Annotated in this window: 16 protein-coding genes; 7 read left to right on the top strand and 9 right to left on the bottom strand. The window is 46.8% G+C overall.

All coding sequences use genetic code 11. The features are described 5' to 3' along the window. Positions 1-17 precede the first annotated feature (17 nt). The 3 genes from dgoD to MHI45_RS00805 are packed head-to-tail and all read right to left on the bottom strand — an operon-like array spanning position 18 to position 2,823. Positions 18-1,166 (bottom strand): galactonate dehydratase, encoded by a 1,149-nt coding sequence (dgoD, locus tag MHI45_RS00815; protein ID WP_076112908.1) that lies wholly within the window; start codon positions 1,164-1,166, stop codon positions 18-20. A 3-nt stretch (positions 1,167-1,169) separates the two neighbouring features. Beyond that, positions 1,170-1,835: a bifunctional 4-hydroxy-2-oxoglutarate aldolase/2-dehydro-3-deoxy-phosphogluconate aldolase gene (locus MHI45_RS00810; RefSeq protein ID WP_076112909.1), complete on the bottom strand. Its 666-nt coding sequence runs from the start codon at positions 1,833-1,835 to the stop codon at positions 1,170-1,172. Between the two features lie 31 nt (positions 1,836-1,866). After that, a complete protein-coding gene (locus MHI45_RS00805; protein ID WP_076112910.1) occupies positions 1,867-2,823 on the bottom strand; it encodes a sugar kinase in 957 nt (318 codons plus the stop codon). 299 nt (positions 2,824-3,122) lie between these two features. Here MHI45_RS00805 and MHI45_RS00800 point away from each other — a divergent pair, with 299 nt between their 5' ends. Then, entirely contained in the window at positions 3,123-3,797 is a 675-nt protein-coding gene (locus tag MHI45_RS00800) for a FadR/GntR family transcriptional regulator (RefSeq protein WP_076112911.1), read from the top strand. A gap of 188 nt (positions 3,798-3,985) precedes the next feature. On the opposite strand, the gene MHI45_RS00795 is transcribed toward MHI45_RS00800, so the two are convergent. The 4 genes from MHI45_RS00795 to MHI45_RS00780 are packed head-to-tail and all read right to left on the bottom strand — an operon-like array spanning position 3,986 to position 7,425. Further along, positions 3,986-4,696 carry a Crp/Fnr family transcriptional regulator gene (locus MHI45_RS00795; protein ID WP_076112912.1) on the bottom strand — a complete coding sequence of 237 codons (711 nt, stop codon included), beginning with the start codon at positions 4,694-4,696 and terminating at the stop codon, positions 3,986-3,988. 48 nt (positions 4,697-4,744) lie between these two features. Then, positions 4,745-4,927, bottom strand: a complete 183-nt coding sequence (gene rd / locus MHI45_RS00790; protein WP_038591984.1) for a rubredoxin — start codon at positions 4,925-4,927, stop codon at positions 4,745-4,747. A 28-nt stretch (positions 4,928-4,955) separates the two neighbouring features. Continuing rightward, a complete protein-coding gene (locus tag MHI45_RS00785; RefSeq protein ID WP_076112913.1) occupies positions 4,956-6,170 on the bottom strand; it encodes an NAD(P)/FAD-dependent oxidoreductase in 1,215 nt (404 codons plus the stop codon). A 16-nt stretch (positions 6,171-6,186) separates the two neighbouring features. Further along, entirely contained in the window at positions 6,187-7,425 is a 1,239-nt protein-coding gene (locus MHI45_RS00780; protein WP_038591980.1) for an FprA family A-type flavoprotein, read from the bottom strand. A gap of 305 nt (positions 7,426-7,730) precedes the next feature. Here MHI45_RS00780 and MHI45_RS00775 point away from each other — a divergent pair, with 305 nt between their 5' ends. Further along, positions 7,731-8,747, top strand: a complete 1,017-nt coding sequence (locus MHI45_RS00775; RefSeq protein ID WP_076112914.1) for a CapA family protein — start codon at positions 7,731-7,733, stop codon at positions 8,745-8,747. Positions 8,748-8,898: 151 nt separating this feature from the next. On the opposite strand, the gene MHI45_RS00770 is transcribed toward MHI45_RS00775, so the two are convergent. Next, on the bottom strand, positions 8,899-9,438 hold the full coding sequence (locus MHI45_RS00770; protein WP_076112915.1) for a GNAT family N-acetyltransferase: 540 nt from the start codon (positions 9,436-9,438) through the stop codon (positions 8,899-8,901). A gap of 181 nt (positions 9,439-9,619) precedes the next feature. Here MHI45_RS00770 and MHI45_RS00765 point away from each other — a divergent pair, with 181 nt between their 5' ends. From MHI45_RS00765 to MHI45_RS00755, 3 genes are all read left to right on the top strand, one after another. Then, on the top strand, positions 9,620-11,509 hold the full coding sequence (locus MHI45_RS00765; RefSeq protein ID WP_076112924.1) for a PAS domain S-box protein: 1,890 nt from the start codon (positions 9,620-9,622) through the stop codon (positions 11,507-11,509). Between the two features lie 174 nt (positions 11,510-11,683). Then, positions 11,684-12,355: a response regulator transcription factor gene (locus MHI45_RS00760; RefSeq protein WP_076112916.1), complete on the top strand. Its 672-nt coding sequence runs from the start codon at positions 11,684-11,686 to the stop codon at positions 12,353-12,355. Then, on the top strand, positions 12,352-13,419 hold the full coding sequence (locus MHI45_RS00755) for a HAMP domain-containing sensor histidine kinase (protein WP_076112917.1): 1,068 nt from the start codon (positions 12,352-12,354) through the stop codon (positions 13,417-13,419). Before MHI45_RS00760 ends, MHI45_RS00755 begins: the two co-directional genes overlap by 4 nt. A gap of 158 nt (positions 13,420-13,577) precedes the next feature. Here MHI45_RS00755 and tnpB read toward each other — a convergent pair whose 3' ends face one another. After that, positions 13,578-14,666, bottom strand: coding sequence for an IS200/IS605 family element RNA-guided endonuclease TnpB (gene tnpB / locus MHI45_RS00750; protein WP_341118816.1), 1,089 nt, complete (start codon positions 14,664-14,666; stop codon positions 13,578-13,580). Positions 14,667-14,989: 323 nt separating this feature from the next. Between tnpB and MHI45_RS00745 the strand changes: the two genes are divergently transcribed. Both MHI45_RS00745 and MHI45_RS00740 read left to right on the top strand, forming a co-directional pair. Continuing rightward, positions 14,990-15,523 carry a hypothetical protein gene (locus tag MHI45_RS00745; protein WP_076111868.1) on the top strand — a complete coding sequence of 178 codons (534 nt, stop codon included), beginning with the start codon at positions 14,990-14,992 and terminating at the stop codon, positions 15,521-15,523. Between the two features lie 713 nt (positions 15,524-16,236). Next, entirely contained in the window at positions 16,237-17,673 is a 1,437-nt protein-coding gene (locus MHI45_RS00740) for a DHA2 family efflux MFS transporter permease subunit (RefSeq protein ID WP_256718163.1), read from the top strand. Positions 17,674-17,760: the final 87 nt, after the last annotated feature.

Below are 17,760 nucleotides of genomic sequence, written 5' to 3'. Positions count from 1 at the left end.
GATTATTGTAATAGGGCTTACCACTCAGCAATGCTGCCGTCCCGATGCCGCCATACCGGATTTCTCCAACGGTGGCCCGACTCCGCCATCTTCCGCACATACTCCTCGTTCACCGTAATGCCAAGACCCGGTCCGGAAGGAATATTGACATGACCGTCACTGTAGGCAAAAACTGTAGGATCGGTGATATAATCCAGCAGGTCATTTCCTTGATTATAATGGATGCCGAGGCTTTGTTCCTGAATGACCGCATTATAAGACGTCGCATCTACCTGAAGACAGGCGGCAAGAGCAATCGGCCCAAGCGGACAGTGCGGAGCGACCGCGACATCGAACGCTTCGGCCATGGCGAATATTTTCTTGCATTCCGTGATGCCTCCCGCATGGGACAGGTCGGGCTGAATAATATCGACCACCCCATCCTTCAGCAGATTTTTAAAATCCCAGCGTGAGAACATGCGCTCACCCGTCGCGATCGGAGTGCTGGTATGATGTGCGATTTCCCGCAGTACTTCGTTGTTTTCCGGCAGCACCGGCTCTTCAATGAACATCAGACGGTACGGATCCAGCTCTCTAGCCAGTCCCCTTGCCATCGGTTTGTGAAGCCGCCCGTGAAAATCGACAGCGATCCCGAATTCCGGTCCACAGGACTCCCGAATGGCGGCGACCCGCTCAACGATTGCATACACCTTGTCATGTGTATCAATGAACTGCATCTCTTCCGAGGCGTTCATCTTAATCGCCGTGAAACCGGCGGCCTTCTTCTCCAGAGCAGATTTGACGACATCGATGGGGCGGTCTCCGCCTATCCAGGAGTAAACCCGCATTGAATTGCGGCAAGCTCCGCCGAGCAGCTGGTACACGGGCGCATTGTAGATTTTCCCTTTAATATCCCACAACGCCTGATCGATCCCGGCTATCGCGCTCATTAAAATAGCCCCGCCACGATAAAATCCTCCCCGGTACATCAACTGCCATAGGTCTTCAATCCGTTGAGGATCCTGTCCGATCAAAAGATCCATCATCTCTTCCACTGCGGTCTGAACAGTATGAGCCTTGCCTTCGACCACCGGCTCTCCCCAGCCGGATATGCCCTCATCGGTTTCAATCTTCAGAAACAGCCAGCGGGGAGGAACGATAAAGGTCTCAAATCCGGTTATTTTCATCGATTATTTAGCTCCTTTTGTGTTGTTCAATCTGGCCTTGCTGACTTCTTTCGCAAATTGGCGGGCTGTCTCTGTTATCTTCCCATAGTCGCCCTTCTCCACCGCTTTCCGGTCTACGAGAGCGCTTCCTAAACCGACGGCAACAGATCCGGCGGCAATGAAGGATCCGACATTCGCAAGTGTCACGCCTCCTGTCGGCATCATCCGAATGTGACCAAGGGGCCCCTGCAGTTCCTTTATGTAGGAGGCGCCCAGCGAACCGCCGGGGAACACCTTTAGCAGGTCAGCACCAGCTTCGTGCCCTCTGACAGCTTCGGTTGGCGTCATTACGCCTGGGATGGAGATTCGCCCGTACTTTAAGGTCAGATCCACAATTGCCTCATTCAAATTTGGCGAAAAAATAAAATCGGCTCCCGCCGCGATAGCCTGCTCGGCCTGCGTCAACTTCAGCACCGTACCTGCTCCCACCAGCAGGCGATCTCCATATTTCGCCTTCATGTCCGCGATCAACCTGTTCACTTCCGGCGTATCGGCTGTAATCTCCAGCGCCCCGACACCGCCATCTGCCAGTGCCGCGGCAATTTTATCCACCCTTTCAGGCTCTGGTCTGCGAATAACGGCGACCAGTCCGGAAGTTATCAACCGCTCAATCTGAAGATTTTTGTCCATTTCTTTCCTCCTCCTTTGGAATGCCCCTCATTTACCGGATAATATCCTCCAAGTCGGATCCCCCTGCCAGGAGAAGATCTACATCCTGCCGTGTCGGAAGACCTTCCACATCGCCGCTTACCCTGACAACAATGGAACCTACCGCGTTGCCGCGTCGCACCGCTGAGGGCAGGTCCTCCCCTTGCAGCAATCCGCTTATAAATCCGGCGGCAAAACCGTCTCCGGCACCCATCGGATCAATGAGCCGTTTCACCGGAAACCCTGGCTCATTTCCCGCGATTCGTCCGTTACTGTAATAAGCCCCGTTGGCGCCGAGCTTGATTACGACAGCACCGGCGCCGGATTTCAGCAGACGATCTGCGATGTCTGCAGGCGTACAGCATCCTGTCAGAAACTGTCCCTCCTTAATACCGGGCAGCACGTAGTCGGCAAGTGCCGCCATTTCGTTAAGCACAACGCAGGCTTCTTCTCTGTTCCAAAGCTTCCAGCGGATATTGGGATCAAACACAATGGCCGCACCGTGTTTTTTTGCCGCTTCGAGGGCTCGAAAGGTTAATTTCCTGCACTCCGGGCTAAGCGCCGGAGTGATGCCGGTAACATGCAGGATGCGGGCTTTTCCAACATAAGCCTCATTAAGCTCATCCTCGTGCATCAGGCTGGCAGCCGATTGTTTGCGGTAGTAGTACACCTGTATTTTGTCCGGGGATATTTGTTCTTTGAAAAACACTCCCGTCGGCGCTTCGTCTGTAATCCTGACTTCGGAAGTATCGACGCCATGTCCTCTTACGACCTGCCTAATATAGCGTCCAAATGGATCATTTCCGAGCTTGCTGAACCAGCCCACGGTATGTCCCATACGGGCAAGCCCAACTGCCACATTGGTCTCGGCTCCGGCAACATGCTTGTGAAAGCCGTTCACATACTCCAGGGGAACCATCCGGTCCGGTGCCAGAAGTACCATGGTTTCCCCAAAGGTTACTACCTCCATTGCCCCTCCTCCTTCTGCTTCATCACTGATAGAGTTTCTGCATGAAGATCATATCTTTACTCTTGAATAAAATTAAATCACTTACTTTTTTGCCTTATTACACAAAAAGACCGTGCGATCCATTGTTTTTTAACGTTAAATGTAATTACCTTTACGATATTGATACGATCTTTATGCTACAATCATATTATCTTGTTGTTTACTAGTCAATACTAAATCAATACTTAGACATATCTACTTATCCTCAAGAAGCTCCTATGCTAAAATGAATTCATTCCAAGTGATAAGGACGGCTAAACATGAAACAGATCAAACAGACCGCGTTTCAGGCTACAATAGAGCTTATGAAACAGAAAATCCTCGATGGGGAATGGGCTCCGGGGGATCGGCTTCCTACTCTGCAGCAGCTTGCTGCTGATTTTTCCGTTAGCGTTACTACAGTACGCGAAGCGCTGCGGATATTAGAGAGTCAGGGGAATGTCAGCATTGAGCACGGACGAGGGATGTATGTACGAAACGATCCGCTGCTGTTGGATGATCCGGCGGTAGCCTTAGAGGAATTGGAAAACATTTCGATAGTGGATCTGCTGGAAGCTAGACTGCTCATTGAGCCTGAACTTGCCGCTCTGGCCGCGCAGCGGGCCGATGAAGATCAGATCCGCAGGCTGCGGGTACTGGCAGAGCGAATGGTGCGGCAAATGGAGGAAGGTGGCCCATTCTTCGAGACAGACCTAGCCTTTCATCAGTTAATCGCCGAAGGGGCAGCAAATCCGGTTGTGGCGCGGATGCTGAATTCGATTCTTCCATTGCTGGCCGAAGGGCGCAAGCAGACCAATACGCTGCCCAATATGCGGACGAAAGCTTCCAATTATCATGTTCTGATCGCCATTGCTATCGAGGAACGACAAAGCGAAACAGCACGGCAGCTAATGGAGGGTCATATCCAGAGTATGCTGACAACCCTGAAGAAGTAGATTCACCCTGTGACGCTGCAAAACAAGCTGCCGAGAATAATCTCGACAGCTTGTTTAACACGCCTATAAGCTCCCTGTAGTAATGGATACTCCATCCGGAACGACAAGTATCGGAGTTTGCTCCCCGCAATAACCCAAGGGCAGAAATGCAGCTTAATCATATTGAATTTTTTTGATCCGTTACTATCTTAATACCCCATATAATTCTCCAAACCGGCCGAATCAATAATCACCATCTGCTTGTTTCCAATCAGCTCAATAAGACCCGAATCTTCGAACCTTGAGAATTTTCTGCTAATAGTTTCGCGGGTGACCCCGACATAACTGGCCAGTTCTTCACGAGACAGCGGAAGGTCAATATGAATATGATCACCACGTTGCTTGCCATATTTGTCGCTGAGTTCCATGATCATGTAAGCAATCCGTATTTCCGGATCTTTGGTTGCCAGGCTTTGCGCCAGATTTTCTGTATGGGCTAGTCTTTTGGTAACACTCTTCAACAGCCTAAGCGAAATATCCGGATTATCAGTCATCAGCTGCTCCATATCGGTTCGGGTCAGCATGCAAATGTTGGTGTCTTTCAGCGCATAAGCACTGAAGTTGCTCAGCTCATCGCTGTTAAAAATGCTCAGTTCACCGAAAAAATCCCCGTTCGTCAGGATGTGCAAAATTTGTTCCTTGCCTTCAGGAGTTGTTTTGGATAATTTCACATGCCCCCGCTGAATGATGTACAGCGTATCCGACGGCGCCCCTTCCAGAATTAACGGTTGACCTTTAGTGAACTTACGGTGCTTGATCATGGCGCTGATCCGGGAGAGATCGTCATCGCTCAACGCAGCGAAAATCGGCACCTTGCGGGTACAAGGTTCTGCAACGTGTTGGCAAGAATGCTCATTCATAACTGTCCCCCCTTTTGTTCGTTTTTTTTGTACAACTCCTGCTTCTCTTTAGGAAGCAGAAGACTTTTTGTCCTCAACCGGCGCAAAGTGACTTGTATCCTCACCACATACCGGACAAACCCAATCCTCAGGCAAGTCTTCAAACGCTGTGCCTGCAGCTACATCCTCATCGGGATCGCCTATTGCCGGATCATAGATATAGCCGCAGGGTTGGCAGATGTATTTCTTCATCATTATCATCTCCTAAAAAGTTGGTAGTTTAGTTCAATCTGGTTTGTACTTCAGCCATAATTTCCACGATATTGCTCCCGTTGAGATCAATGCCCGTAAGTGTGATGCCTTGCTCGACAGCGGCTTTATATACCAGGGAAGCAGCTGCACCTTGCCAGGATATCGCCCCGGTAATTGTGTTATCTTTCACATAGATGAGCGTATATGCTCCATTTTCTTCTCCGCACACCGCCATGTCGCATTGCCGTTCATCAACGTTGCCTATTGAAAATAGTGAGAGGCCAAAGGCATTAAACAAGGTCACTGGAACAGCTCTACGATAAACAGTGAGATTGGCGGCCATATTATTGCCGGCAATCCGGCCCTGCTCGATCGCTCCGCCCCACAGTCCTTCCACATGCCCGTTAATTTCAGCAACATCTCCGGCTGCGTACACATGCGGATCGTTTGTTTGCATTTGATCATTTACGAGAATGCCCTGCCGGACTAGAATATTCGAGCCATTTACCAGCGCCGTATTCGGCACGATACCAATAGAGTAAACTACATGGTCACAGGAGAAGTGAGACTGATCGTCCAGCGTAATTCCGGTAACAAACTCTGTCCCTGTAATAGACGCCACCCCTGATTGCAGAATAACCTTAACACCTGATCGTTCGAGGGTGTCCTTAAGCAGCTGTGAGGATTTCTCATCAAGCTGCCTGCCCATCAGGCGGTGAAATGCTTCGATCACCGTTACCTGATATCCTGCTTCATGCAGCGCCCAAGCGGTTTCGATTCCCTGCACTCCCCCGCCGATTACGGCTACACGGCTGCCATCCTGCAGGCTGTCTTTCAGCCGGTCCGCGTCGTTCATATCCCGGAGGGTATGAACATTGTTCAGGCCTGCCCCCTCAATCGGTAGCGCGCGGTTCCTTGCTCCCATACACAACAGGAGCTTATGATACGATACACTTTGCCCGTCTTCTGTCTCCACCAGCTGCCGGTCCGGGTGGACAGAACTGATTCGGGTAGAGGTCTTTACGGATATCCGATTATCGCGATACCATTTTTCCTTCTTGATCAGCACCTTCTCACTGTGCAGGTCGGTAAACAGGCCTTTGGTCAGTTTAATCCGGTTGTAGGGCAGTTGGTCTTCCTCTCCGAGGATCGAGATTTCCGATTCTGCGTCTTGATCACGGATCGCTTTGGCGGCATGGACGGCGGCTACTCCGCCGCCGACAATAACGTAATGTTTTGTCATCCTATAATCCTCCTTCCTAAAATGAACTCAGCAGTAAATCCGATACAAATTCAGCCGCATTTTTAATTTTTTGTACTTTCTCAGGCTCTTTAGGGGAAAATCTGATTCTTAAAGGGAACTCCACATGTGTCATCCCTGTGGATTTAATAACATCAGAAGTACTTTGCACCGTCATGTTGGTTCCGTTCAGATAATCCTGAATGACTTCAATGGCTTCACCGCTCCAGCCGTATGAGCCAAAGGCTGCAGCAAGCTTGCCTTCCAGATTCATGTTTTGCATTTCTTTCAGAATGTTCTCCAGGTTCCCGATCATGTCCGCGTATTTAGTGGAGCTGCCGATAAAGACTGCGTCGGCTGACGCAATGCTGTTCAGAATATCGGCGGCGCTGCTTTTGTCCGCATCCCAGACCTCTGTCGCAATATTATTTTCCTGCAAGCAGTCTTGTATAATTTTGGCCATCTTCTTGGTACTGTTTTTGATGGTGGTATATACAATGACTGCCTTTTTTCCTTGAGTGGTTTCGCGGCTCAACGTGGCGTACATTTCGATATATTTGCGGATGTCCTCCCGGATCACAAATCCGTGGGAAGGAGCGATCATCCGGATTTCAAGATCCTTGACTGCCTCCAGCAGTGTTCTTACATATCTTCTGTGAGGATGAATAATGGCGGCGTAATAACCCTGGAAATCTTCCGTGATATCAAAACCGGCTTCATCGCTGAACAGATTCTCCACCGCAACATGCGTGCTGAAGATATCGCAAGGAAATAAGATTTGATCTTCGATACAATAGGTTATCATCGTTTCAGCGGTATGAAGGTAAGGTGTTTCTTTAAACAGAAGTGTTTTTCCTCCGATATCCAGCTTATCTCCGTCTTTAACCACCAGGAAGTTCCGGCTATGAAGCTTGTACATTTCCTGCAATTCCGGTACGGCAATCTCGGTGCATACGATTGTAGCATTTGCAGCCTTGCCAGCAAGAGCTGCCAGTCCACCGGAGTGATCAGGTTCTGTATGGTTAATCACGATGTAATGAATATCCAGAAGATCAATCATTTCACCCAGACACTCGGCATATTCACGTCCGAATTCCATATCTACGGTATCAATGACAGTCGGCTTTCCTGTTTTTAACAGGTATGAGTTATAGGTTGTTCCTTTTGCCAGAACCAGGCGGTGAAAGGGAACCTGACGGTTATCGATTTTGCCTATCCAGAAAGTGTCCTCGGCGATTTTTTTGAACTGTGTACTCATTTTGTTAACCTCCAATGTTTGGTTGATAATGTTTATCAATAACCATATTCTAATATGGCCGCCAAACAAAAAAGAGGATTTGAATCAAATTATGAAAGTTTGAGATAAAATTCGTATACCTTAAATTTAGACGATTTAAACGATGTGATTATGCGTAGGGTCACATTTCGTATAAAAAAGAAAAAATAAAGCCTCTTTCCGAGCTTTCGATGTCCCGGAAACTGCCCTTGTTCTGATGTGAATATTAATAACCCATATCCCCCTTCCGCCATATCCTAATCAAAACAATAAAAAGGTGGATAACGATGACGGAAATACAAATAAATGCTGTAGGAGACCTTATGGTCAAACGTCATATTATTTCAGATGCTAAACAAGCTGACGGTACCTATTCGTTCGGCCCCCTGTTCGCAAAAGTAGCTCCTTATCTGAAACAGGCTGATTTGACGATTGGCAATCTCGAAACCACCTTTGCCGGAAACGGGCGTGATAGCCGGAAAAGTCTGCGTTCAAGCGGTCCGATATTCAAGTGCCCAGACGAATTGGCCCCGGCACTTAAGGAAGCCGGATTCGATGTATTAGTAACTGCGAACAATCACTGCATGGATTATGGTACCCAGGGTCTGATTCGCACGTTAAAAGTTCTGGACCATACTGGAATCGACCATACCGGAACCTCTAAGTCATTAGAAGAATCCAAGAAAACTCTTATCAAAAACGTAAAAGGAATTACGATCGGAATTCTCTCTTACACGGCAGGAACCAACAGGATTCCTGTACCTGCGAGTCAGCCATGGCTGGTCAATCGGATAGAAACCGATAAAATCATTCGAGAAATTCGAAATTTAAAAAAGAAAGCCGATCTGGTCTTGCTTTATCTTCATTTCGGAAACGAATATAAGTACACTCCAAACAAGCGGCAAAAGCAGCTGGTCAACCTCTTCTTTAAAAATGGCGCAGACATCATCCTGGGGTCTCACCCGCATGTTCTTCAACCGTTAGCGGTTCGGGGAAAGAAACAATTCGTTATCTATTCGCTGGGTAATTTTGTTTCGACTAAGCTCATGAATATTCCTTATACCCAAAGCAGTATCATTCTTACTCTTAAAATCAAAAAGGATCAAAAAGGAAACACAAGTATCACTAACGTCGATTACATCCCGACCTGCGTAGTTCGCAAAGTGAAAAACGGCAGAAAAATGACAGAGGTCATCCCCATCCGCGATGCGTTAAAGCGGAATGCCTCTGATTTAAACACGGGGAAGCGAAATGCCTTAACTGGTATGTTGAAGCATACGGATACTATCTTAAAGCGGGGGTAGAGCCGTTTTTATAATGAACAGTTTCGTCTGTAACCTTCCGGATATGCTGATAGCCATCGTTATAATCTAAACAGCGGTAGTCCAGGACTGTATCTCTCGTCCATGGCTGCCGCTGTTTCAATTGGTCATTTGTATATAAAAAAGCTCACCCTCAAGTGTTAATAATTCCATAATGAATAAGGTCTACAAATTTATTTTCTTTATAGACATGCTGCAATAAAACACCTTCCTTCACCATGCCCGATTTCTGCATAACCCGTCCAGAGCCTGGATTTGAAGCAAAAAATCTCGCGTACACTTTATGGTAATGCTTTTCTGTGAAGGCAAACTCAAGGATAGCTTTTGTTGCTTCTGTCGCATATCCTTTACCCCAGTACTCCTCACCTATCCAATACCCGAGTTCGCCATTTTTGTGTGTTTGGTTATTGGACAGTCCGATAGCTCCATAGAGCTCATATGTATTTTTATCAGTAATGGCAAACTCATAGGATTTATTATTGTTAAAATTAACCTCTTGTGTTTGAATCCATGATAATGCACAATCAACGGAGTATGGATAAGGCAGAGTTAATGTACTTTTATAGATGTTGTAATTATTGCAGAGCTCACTGACACGTTGTGCATCAGATTCTTTAAAGGGTCTTAGAATCAATCGTCCGGTAGTAAGCGTTCTTTGGGCTTGATTGTACATTGTTCTAATCATCTCCTAGCTTGAAATTATATGACTGGTATTTTCAATTTTCTTCCTGTTTCAATAAAAAATCAATCGGGTAATTCAATTTCGGAGTTATATTCATTTCATTAGATTCAGGCCTTCCAAATAGGAGGTCTATTTTTGACGCACACATTAACCTAACCCTTTGGAGGCTGCCATGCATCGCGTAAACCTGAACCAGGAACGATACAACCAACAGGTCATTGATCACGCTTCCTTTGGCATCGCCCTTGTTGGGCCAGAAGGTGTGATTTTAACCGTTAACCCCGCCTTTGAACAAATATTCGGCTATTCCAAAGCAGAATTGGACGGCATGAGGTTGGAAGACCTTTCCCATCCCGATGATGATTTTAGAACTATACACAAACTAAAGGCGCTCATGGGTGACCAAACCAAAGTACAACTCGAAAAGCGGTTTGTTTCAAAAAGTGGAGACGACTTGTGGGGGTTGCTTTCTCTTAAGCTTTTCAGCGATGAGGCGGACCAGGCATTGTATTACATTTGCCAAATCATTGACATCACCAAGCAAAAAGAATCCGAGCAGCGCCTTCAGGAATCAGTTGAGCGGTATACGTCACTCAAAAAATACAACCATGACACCGTGATTTCCTTTGGCCTAGACGGCCGAATTATTAACGCCAACAGTATGGCGGAAAAGATCACAGGCTACTCCATAGAGGCCGATCTGATCGGGATGGAGCTTTCGAGTTTAATTGGCGAAGAGAATGTTCAGAAGATTCTGAAAAGGGCGCTGTACGATAATTCGGTTGAACAGCACATTAATGCGCTTATAACCAAAAGTGGCCAGATTGTTGAAGTGCTTACCAGTATTGCACCGATTTATGTAAATAATCAAAATATCGGATTCTACCTCATCTGTAAGGACATCTCTGAACAGCGGCAGTTGTTGCTTGCAAAGGAGGCTGCCGAGTCTACGAACAGAGCGAAAAGTGAGTTTCTTGCGATGATGAGCCACGAAATCCGCACCCCTATGAATGGGGTAGTCGGCATGACGGATATTCTGCTTGAGACTACTAACCTTGATGAAGAGCAACGGGGCTATGTAGAGATCATCCGCAAAAGCGGGGAAACGCTGCTCAATATCATCAATGATATTCTTGATCTTTCAAAAATCGAGGCAGGCCGGACAGAACTGCAAGAGGATTCGTTCGATCTTCGCAAATGCATCAAGGACAGCTTCGCCGTCATTTCCATGAAAGCCGATCAAAAGCAAATTGAGCTCTCCAGTACTATAAATCATGATGTTCCGGACTATATCTACGGAGATCGCGACCGTTTGAAACAGGTTCTCTTGAACCTGCTCGGCAATTCCGTGAAGTTCACCTCCAAGGGCAGCATATCGGTAAAAGTGAAGCTGCTAAAGGAAGATCCGACAAAGTTGGCCTTTACGGTAACCGATACGGGCATTGGGATTGATCCTATGCGGCTGAATGACATTTTTGAACCGTTTGCGCAGATTGACAGCTTTATGACGCGCAATCACGAAGGCACTGGTCTGGGCCTTGCGATCAGCCGCAGAATCATCGATATGATGGGCGGCGAGATATACGCGGAGAGTGACGGCAAGAGTGGCTCGTCTTTCTCCTTCACCATCAAGCCCAAGAAAACAGCGGCAGTACCCGCTCAAGAGTCTTCCTTGTACAAGCACCCTATTACACGGGAAATTAACATTTTGCTTGCTGAGGACAATTACATCAACCAACTGGTGTTAACCAAAACACTTGAAAAAATAGGTCATAGAATCACTACTGTCACAAACGGAATAGATGCAGTTGAAGCAGCACGCAAAGAAAAGTTTGATCTTATTTTAATGGATCTGCACATGCCAATTATGAACGGCTTCGATGCGGTGAAGTTGATAAGAGAAGAACACAAGGAGAACTGTCCTCCGATTATCGCAGTCACAGCCAATGCTTTGAAAGGTGATCGGGAAAAATGTCTTGCTGCCGGGATGGACGAGTATGTCAGCAAGCCTATTAAGCGGGAAGTCATCCTGAAGCTAATTAACGAGCTTGTGAACAGATAATAATAAGCATTATTTCTGAGTGATATTACATTATCCCCTTTAGGTAGACAGTAAAAAGCATCACATTACTGTTATACTTGGAGGGGATTTTTCAGTTCATCCCTCCATCCAAACATTTTTTTAACATTTGACTCTTATACTAATTTTAGTTTCTTTAGAAAGGATGTTTTTCACATGGTCAATATCCTTGTTGTGGAGGATGATATAAAGCTCAATCAAATAATTTGTACTTATCTGTGTGATAACGGATACGACGCTAAAGGATGTTTAAACCCACGCGAGGCATATGATTTGATGTATAACAGTCTGTACGACCTTATCATCTCAGACGTTATGATGCCGGAGATTGATGGCTTTGAATTTGTGGAAACGGTCAGGGCTATTAACAAGACTATCCCTATTCTTTTTGTTACCGCCCGTGACGATATTTCCTCGAAACAAAAAGGGTTTCGTGCAGGGATTGACGATTACATGGTCAAACCGGTCAATATGGACGAACTGGTAATGCGTGTGGGTGCTCTGCTTCGACGGGCGAATATTGCTCATGAAAAGAAACTGGCGGTAGGAAGTCTTATGATGGACGCAGATGAGATGACCGCAACGGTAAACGGTGAGGAAATTTCGGTGACGGTACGGGAATTCAACATACTCTACAAGATGCTTTCCTATCCCAAACATACCTTTTCCCGTGCCCAGCTTATGGACGAATTTTGGGGCATTGGCAGCGAAACAAGCCTGCGTGCCGTGGATGTATATATTGTTAAACTTCGGGACAAGTTCTCCTGCTGTGAGGATTTCAAGATCATGACGGTTCATGGACTTGGTTACAAGGCAGTGCTGCAATGAGGAAGATAAAGAAAGAGAAGCTCCGGCTCAAATCGCAGCATTTTTCATGGAAAGAGTTTTTCTGGACCTTTATTGTGCTGTCCACGCTGACCGCAGGGCAAGCGCTGATCTACGATGCCTATCTTTCCGTAGAAAACGTTCCACCGCAATACATCTTCGGGATCACGGGATATTGGATCATCGTTGCCTTCATCTTCTGTCTTTTCACCGCAAGGCAGAAGTACAAAACCTTTGATAAGCCCATGAGAAAACTCAGCGAGGCGGCAAAACAGGTAGCGGAAGGCGATTTTTCCGTCTATCTGGAACCACTCCATATAGCGGACAAGAAGGATTATGTGGACGTAATGTTCGGGGATTTTAACAAGATGGTTGAAGAACTCGGCAGCATCGAAACGCTCAAAAATGATTTCATATCCAATGTGTCCCATGAAATTAAAACCCCCCTATCCGTCATTCATAGTTACGCTATGGCGCTGCAAAAGGTTGATCTGTCGCCGACACTTCGTACAGAATATACTGATACTATTATTTCGGCCTCCCAAAAACTAACGACGCTGGTGATCAATATTCTGAAGCTGAACAAATTGGATAATCAGGAGATTAATCACGTTCCCGAACCCTTTGATCTGTGCAGACAGCTATGCGATTGCGCTCTTACTTTTGAAAATTCCTGGGAAGAGAAGAATATCGGATTTGTGGCGGATATAGAGGACCGTGCCATTATTCGCGCAGATGAAAGTATGCTTGAGATCGTATGGCTTAATCTTCTCTCCAATGCACTGAAATTCACAGCCCCCGGCGGAACGATCACCCTATCGCAGACTTCGGATAAAGATACGATTACGGTCACGGTAGCAGACACTGGCTGCGGCATGGACGAGGAAACGATGAAGCATATTTTCGATAAATTCTATCAGGGAGATACTTCCCACTCCGGGGAGGGAAACGGCCTTGGACTTGCTCTTTCGCTGCGGGTCATTGAACTGGTGGGCGGTGCCATAACGGTTAGGAGTGAGCCCGACCAGGGTACAACATTCACAGTCAAATTGAAAGTGGAGAAGTAAGCTCTTCCCCATGCGATTGAATGGATAAGATCGATTGAATCTCCACCACTTAGCTGACGCTTGAAGGGGTGGATTCTTGCGAACAGAGGAGCAACCTCCTCTTATGGGCAAGCGATCCCTGCGTTCTCGCAGTTCTACGTTTTTTTTATAGGTAATAGCTATACCGCTACCTGTTTGATATTATGAGCCGCATTTTCATCCCGATCATGGTGTGTTCCGCAAGCTACACATGTCCATTCTCGAATCGAGAGGTTCTTCACTTCGGGATGGATCGTGCCGCATACGTGGCACTGCTGACTGGTCGGTTCGAAGGTGTCGGCAACCCGGAGGGTTCGTCCATACCAGGATGCTTTATACGTCAGTTGACGCACCCATTCGCCCCAGGACGCATCAGCGATGGACTTGGAGAGTTTGGGATTTTGAATCATATTCGCCACTCGCAGATGTTCGATGCTGATCGTTTGGCACTCACGGATCAGCTTCGTTGTCATCTTGTGGAGAAAATCGTTCCGGGAATTTGCAATGTGTTCGTGAATACGAGCAATGTGTTGCTTGGCTTTCTTCCAGTTGGAGCCCCCTGGTGTGCGTCTTGCCAAACGCCGCTGCCACAGCGCAAGCTTTTTCTCGTATTGACGGTAAAACCTGGGGTTGGCAAAATGTTCGCCGTTGGAGCACACAGCGTATTCCTTAAGCCCCAAGTCAATGCCGATATGTGCATCTGCTTGTGGGAGTGGGATCTTTTCGACCTCGCAAACCAGGGAGACAAAATACTTATCGCTGGCGTTTTGCCGTACCGTAGCGGACAGTATACGACCCTCCAGCTTCCGAGAGTTGGCGAAACGCATCCAGCCGAGCTTGGGAAGCTTCAATCGGTTGCCTTCAATGGCGATATTTCCGTTCGTGAATTTCGTGGTGTAGCTTTGTACTGGATGCTTCCGACTTTTGAAGCGAGGCGCTTGATTTTGCTTTTTGAAAAAGCGGTCAAAGCTATCTGCCACATGCCGAACGGCGGACTGTAAAGCAATACTATCGACTTCTTTGAGCCAGTCATATTGTGTTTTTAGGACGGGGAGCTGTGTCGCACAGGTCTGATAGGACAAACCTTTGCCTGTCTCGGCATAGGTTTGGTTCCACTCTTCCAGGAAATGATTGAACACAAAGCGGCAGCAGCCAAACATTCGACGAATGAGTTGCTGTTGCTCGGTATTCGGGTAGATGCGGTATTTATAGGCTTGATGAACGATCATGTGCGACACCCCCTTTTGTAGTATTTTCTCACAGTATAGCACATATGTTCGCTGAATAGTTGAAAACCGCCTATTCATCTCCGCCTATAGAGGTCGGAGTCTTTTCGGCTTTTGAAGATAAAGCAGCCTGAATTCGGAACACGAATTCAGGCTGCTTTTTATATTAGACAACATATCTTCCAATTCCGGTTCATAACGATTGTTCAATTAATATTTTATAAACATTTTATAAGCAATTCATAAATATCTCGGCAGTAAGATGATCAAGTCAAGTGAAACAGGAAAGCTTCAACATCAACTTAATTAATAAAGGAGAAATTATTATGAGTGAGATCACAAGAAACGAATCTAATTTCGTCGGTTATGAGTACAAGGACGTTACGGTAAAACGCAAAATGGAGTCGGTGTATGTAGACGGGTATAACAACTTCGGCTGGGCGCTGGAGGGTACTTCAACCTCAGTTCAGAATGTGGGTTCTGTAACCATGAAGTTCAAGCGGGACCGGAAGATCCGTAATAAAGCCGAGCTGACCCGCCTGCAACGCCAGTTCGATGCCTCCGTTAACGAAATTGAAACGCTGGAAAGTTCCAAGGTCATCGGTGCTTCTGTCGTCGCCTATGTTATCGGTGTGATTGGAACAGCGTTCATGGCTGGCTCTGTGTTTGCTAATCAAGCTGACATGCTGCCTCTTACAATAATACTGGCAGTCCCCGGTTTCGTAGGCTGGATCATCCCGTATTTTCTCTTCAGCGGTATCAGCAAGAAAAAAACGAACAAGGTAGCGCCTCTGATCGATCAGAAGTATGACGAGATTTACGAGGTGTGCGAAAAGGCTAATGCCCTGCTTGGGAAGTGATTAAGGGTTTACTTGACCGCTACCCGGTCGATTATCAAGACCGAACCGCCCTAACAAACGTTGCATCACTTACAATCAATGCTTTAATCGGCATCGGCAAGTTGATCCTCGGTGTGTATCTCCTATCTGGATGGTTCATGATTAACGCGGTGTATTACATAATCCTTTTTGCCGCAAGAGGTCAGGCACTTTATAAATATCGAGTGGCCAAGAGTATCGAAGACCCTGCACAAAGATATAATATGGAATTTATTGTTTATCAACGAAGTGGCACTTTCCTTTGTCTTCTAGGGGTCTCCTATCTGTTGGTCTGCCTGCGGATGTATGTTGCCGGAGATGCCATCATGTTCAGAGGTTACATTGTTTATCTGGTAGCAGCAGTTGCTTTCACCAAGCTTGGTATTGCCATTTACGGTACCTTGGCTAACCGGCATCTGAAGGGCCCTATTGTTTCTTCACTGAAAATGATTAGCTTTGTAGACGCAATGGTCTCCATTGTGGTGACTCAATACACTCTGCTTATGATGGAGAAATCCCCCAATGCCATCAGCTCCAGCGCTTTATTTGGAATGGGATGCAGTGTTTTATTTTTTCTATTAGGGATATGCATGCTGTTCAAAAAGAAAAAGGTACCATTGAAAGGATGGAGTGAAGTGAGTAAACAGAGAGAAGTAAACATCAGTGTCCTAAAAAGAGGCCCCATTTTGTTCATTATGATTTTTGGAGCCTTTCTTGCGACGTTGAATCAGACGGTGATGGGCGTTGCCATGCCGGAATTAATGAATGATTTCAACATCTCAGCGGCAACCGCCCAGTGGCTGACAACAGGTTATATGCTGGTGAACGGTGTACTGATTCCGATTACGGCTTATTTAATGCAGCGTTTTACTACCCGGCAGCTTTTCCAGACTTCCATGTTTATTTTCCTGGCTGGAACGGTCGTAGCAGCCATCGCGGCAAGCTTCCCCGTTCTGCTTACCGGACGTTTGATTCAGGCAACTGGCGCAGGAATTATCATGCCGCTGCTCATCAATGTTATTTTAACGCTTTTCCCTCCGGAAAAAAGAGGCGCTGCCATGGGCATGGTCGGATTGGCGATTATATTTGCCCCCGCGATTGGACCTACTTTGGCAGGATATATCCTGGAACATTACAGTTGGGAGACCATGTTCTATGGGATCATTCCGCCCACTGTCCTTGTTATTGTCTGCGGATTTATTTATTTGAAGAATGTATCGAAACGCTCCTATCCCAAGATTGATATGATAAGTGTGGCCCTATCCACCCTCGGCTTTGGCGTTTTGCTGTATGGCTTCAGCCGGGCCGGCAGCGCAGGCTGGTCGAGTGCGGAGGTGCTCTTGTCTCTTGGTGCGGGTATCCTTTCTCTTGCCCTGTTTACTTGGCGGCAGCTGGCTTCCATAAATCCGCTTCTCGATCTCCGGGCCTTCAAATATAAGATGTTCTCCTTAACCACCGTCATCAGTATCGCAGTTACAATCGTGATGTATGCGGATATGATTCTGCTTCCCCTGTACCTGCAGAGTGCCCGCGGCTATACGGCCATGGAGTCCGGCTTACTGCTGCTTCCCGGCTCGCTTGTGATGGGACTGCTTATGCCGGTCACCGGAAAGCTGTTCGACCGGTTCGGAGCAAAATGGCTTGCCATCATCGGTCTGCTTATAACGATCACCACGACCCTAAGTTTTGTTAATTTAACGGACTCTACCAGTTATATCTATCTGGTGTTCATGTCAACAGGCCGGCAGATCGGAATGGCGATGTTCCTGATGCCTATACAAACCGCAGGATTAAATCAATTGCCGGCGAAGCTTCATGCGCATGGCACCGCAATCTCCAATACCGTTAAACAAGTCGCGGGTGCCATAGGTACTTCTTTGCTGGTAACCATCATGACAAGCCGTACCACAACTCATTTGCAGAATCTTATGGGCTCAAGTGGCGCACAAAGCGCAACTCAGGAACACATGATGATGGAAGCGTCCATCCAGGGTATAAATGATGCCTACCTCGTTATTGTGGGAATCGGCATTCTCGCCTTGCTGCTCTCCTTCTTCATCCAACAAGTGGGACAGTCAACCGGGAAAGAGTCCGAAATCAAGTTAAAAAAGATGATTGCCGAAAAATCTTGAATTTAAATTGTGGAGAACTCTATAAAAGTAAAATAAATAACAGGCGTCCTCCTCTATGAGAGACGCTTGTTATTTATTTCGCTTCGT

The organism is Paenibacillus sp. FSL H3-0321 (assembly GCF_038002865.1).
In the GTDB taxonomy this organism is placed as follows: Bacteria; Bacillota; Bacilli; order Paenibacillales; family Paenibacillaceae; genus Paenibacillus_AQ.
The sequence above is the reverse complement of the archived record's forward strand: the minus strand, read 5'-3'. Positions and strand labels throughout refer to the sequence as shown.